The sequence below is a fragment of the Streptomyces sp. BR123 genome (assembly GCF_013401435.1).
Taxonomy (GTDB): Bacteria; Actinomycetota; Actinomycetes; order Streptomycetales; family Streptomycetaceae; genus Streptomyces.
This window is the reverse complement of record NZ_JACBGN010000487.1, coordinates 1-3088: the sequence shown is the minus strand read 5'-3', so window position 1 is coordinate 3088 and position 3088 is coordinate 1. Positions and strand designations below refer to the sequence as shown.

The window sequence follows — 3088 nt, the reverse complement described above, 5'->3', positions numbered from 1 at the left end:
GCCCTCCCCCGACCGGCCTCCCCGGGGCGCCGAGGCGGGCGCGACCGCGCCGGCCGCCGCAACGGCATGCTCAGGAGGTTCCCCTATGACCACCGCGGCAGACATCATGCACCCCGGAGCCCAGTGGATCCCCGCCACGGAGACCCTGGACCGGGCCGCCGAGCTCATGGGCCGGCTCGGCGTGGGCGCGCTGCCCGTCAGCGACGCCGACGAACGGATGTGCGGCATCATCACCGACCGCGACATCGTCGTGAAGTGCGTGGCCAAGGGCCACAACCCGGCGAAGGTCACCTGCGGCGACCTGTGCGAGGGCACCCCGCGCTGGATCGCTGCCGACGCGGACGTCTCCGCCGTGCTGGACGAGATGGAGTCCCACCAGATCAGGCGGCTCCCGGTCATCGAGAACAAGCGCCTCGTCGGCATGATCAGCGAAGCCGACCTGGCCCAGCACCTCCCGGAGACACAGCTCGCGGAATTCGTGGAGAGGGTCTACGCCCGCCGCTGAGGTGGCGCCGCCCCGGAGCCGGCGGCGGCGCTCAGGACCGCTCGGGCCGTCTGGGCCGGGCGGTCCAGCATGACCAGGTGCCCCGAGGGGGCGGCGGTCTCGAAGCGGGCGCCGAGGGCGGCCGCCAGGCCCCGCTGGCGGTCCAGCCAGTGCAGTGCCGCGGCCGAGCCGGTGCCGTCGTACCCGGCGAGGACCGTGGCGGGAACGGTCAGCGGGCGGCGGGAGCGCAGCGCGAGGACCTCGGCGGCCGTGTCGGGATAGCGCGCGTTCTCCAGCAGGATCCCGCGCCACACCCGGCCGGTGCGGTAGCAGCGGCGTACGAGGTCCCGCGGGGCCGGGTCGGCGCCGCCGGTCCGGGACAGGCGTACGGCGGCCCGCCGGGCCGCGGGCCCCAGCAGGGCCGGGATGCCGGCGGCCGTCAGGGCACGGCCCAGCGCGCGGGCCGCGCCGGTACGCAGCCCGGCAGGCAGGACCGCGTGGGGCTGCTCCTCCACACTGCCGTCGACGAGGACCAGGGCGGCGGCGCGCTGCGGGTACAGGCGGGCGAAGGCTTCCGCGTGGAAGGCGGCGATGGAATGCCCGGCCACGGTGACCCGGACCCCGCCCAGGCCCAGCGCGTCCAGCAGCCCGGCGATCCGGCGGGCTTCCCCGGCGGCGGTCGGCGGGTCGGCGGCGGGGCCGCTCAGGCCGTGCCCGGGCCGGTCGAACCGGATCACGGTCCGGCCGGCGGCGACGAGCAGCGCCGCGACCGGCTCCCAGTCGAACCAGGCCATGGCGAGCCCCGCGCTCAGAACGACCGGCGGACCGCTCCCCTCCACCACCACGTGCAGCGGAACTCCGTCCTCCGAGCGCACGAAGGCCGGGGTCGGCGGGGCGGCCGGGGCACCGGAGGCACTCGGGGCACCCGAGGCACCCGAGGCACCCGAGGCACCCGAGGCACCCGAGGCACCCGAGGCACCCTGGAGCGTCATGTACGGCGCTCCTCGTACACGGAGTACGCCAGCAGGCCCAGCCAGAGCGCCACGAGCAGCACCTGCATCCGCTGCCCGGCCCCCAGCGCCCACGTGCCGTGCCCGGCGGTGAAGAGGGAAATGGAGATCAGGGTCCAGGCGGTGGCGAGGAGCTCCAGGACGACCAGGGTGGGCCCGTACTCGGCGAGGGGCGCGAAGCGGCCGTAGCGGCGGGCGGCGACGGTCAGGGCGACGATGCCGAGGAGGGCGCCGGTCATGGCGAGGCTGCTGCTCACGGCATGGGCCTGGTGGGTGGCCGGAACCAGCTTGGCGGTCTCCAGCGCGGCGCACTCCGGGTCGACGGTGGGGGTGCAGCTCAGCGGCAGCCAGGCGTCCGCGGCGGTGGCGGCGCCGAACAGGGTGACCCCGGCCCAGCCGGCCACGGACCAGCGGCGGCGGGTGTCGTGGTGCCACCGGAGCCGGACCAGGGCCAGCAGGCCGCCGGTGAAGGCGAGCAGCCCCGCGGTGAAGTCGGTGGCCCGGAAGAGGCCGCCGAGCGGCTGGTCCTGGGCGGCGAGTTCGCTGACGTAGGTCTGGATGGGGTTCAGGCCCGTGGAGAGTACGACCTCCATGACCCACGCCGTGTAGGCGGTGGCGGCGAGGCCGATCAGCACGGCGATGACCTGTGGCCCCCTGGACCGCCTGGCACCTCCGGGGCTCCCGGGGGCCCCGCGGCTGCCTATTCGGTCTCCCGGTTTCCCCTCGCGCAGCCCCTTTTCGGTCACCTTCGCGGCTTTTGCGGTCATGTTCCCCATCATCCTTAACACGGCCGAACCGGCCCTCCGCTCGGATACCCGCCCGGGGTAGGGTTTCCCGGGGCATGGGCGCGCCCCGTTTCGCGCACAGCCCCCGCGGGCCGCCCTGCGGCCGCCTGGGCCATCCGAGTCGGTCCCACGCCCTGAATGACGTGGCCCCGGCCGCTTGCGTTGCCTCGGCCGCCCCCCGAGTGCGGGGGACCACACCGCTCACGCCTCGACCGCCCCACCGAAGCGGGCACGGAATGCCGGGTCCCGGCCGGCCGGACCAGGAGCCGGCCGGCATCGTCTCGGTGACCGAGCACCTGGGCGACAGCCGCGAGGAGGGCGTCGAACCGGACTACCACCTCGCGGTGGTGACCGGCGCCGGGGCCGCGGAGATACCGCAGGACCTGGACGTCCGGATCGTCCCGGCCGGCACCTGGGCCGTCTTCGCGAACACCGGGCCTTTCCCGCAGCCCTGCAGTCCCTGTGGCGGGACGTCTACAACCAGTGGTTCCCCTCCAACCCGTACGCGCTCCGGCCCGGGCCGGAGATCCTGCGCGCCCCGCCGTCGGTGGAGGGGGCGGACGTGCGGACCGAGCTGTGGATTCCCGTGGAGCGGACTGCGGTCTTACGGGACGCCACGGAGCCGGACGCCACGGAGCCGACCGGCCCTGCCACCTGCCAGGGGCGGCAGCGGGCAGCGACAGGGGGCAGGACCGAAAGCCTTTGGCCACGCCTGAGCAGCATGGCAGGCTGTCTGATCATCAGACCGCCTGCTTCGATCAGACGAGGACGTCCGCGCCGCATGAGTACGCCTCCGGCCGGGGTACGGG

The 3088-nt window shown here is 75.1% G+C and carries 3 protein-coding genes and 1 pseudogene; 2 read left to right on the top strand and 2 right to left on the bottom strand.

Translation table 11 applies throughout. The annotated features are described in order from the left end of the window. The first annotated feature begins 85 nt into the window (after positions 1-85). Entirely contained in the window at positions 86-505 is a 420-nt protein-coding gene (locus HYE82_RS35390) for a CBS domain-containing protein (RefSeq protein ID WP_179178330.1), read from the top strand. Here HYE82_RS35390 and HYE82_RS35385 read toward each other — a convergent pair. Both HYE82_RS35385 and HYE82_RS35380 read right to left on the bottom strand, forming a co-directional pair. Then, entirely contained in the window at positions 490-1476 is a 987-nt protein-coding gene (locus tag HYE82_RS35385; protein WP_179178329.1) for an alpha/beta fold hydrolase, read from the bottom strand. The two genes, HYE82_RS35390 and HYE82_RS35385, sit on opposite strands and share 16 nt — an antisense overlap. Next, positions 1473-2126 carry a DUF998 domain-containing protein gene (locus HYE82_RS35380; RefSeq protein WP_256988156.1) on the bottom strand — a complete coding sequence of 218 codons (654 nt, stop codon included), beginning with the start codon at positions 2124-2126 and terminating at the stop codon, positions 1473-1475. The genes HYE82_RS35385 and HYE82_RS35380 overlap by 4 nt, the downstream gene beginning before the upstream one ends. A 410-nt stretch (positions 2127-2536) precedes the next feature. Here HYE82_RS35380 and HYE82_RS38760 point away from each other — a divergent pair. After that, positions 2537-2880 (top strand): annotated as a pseudogene (locus HYE82_RS38760) (GyrI-like domain-containing protein); the annotation flags it as partial. Positions 2881-3088: the final 208 nt, after the last annotated feature.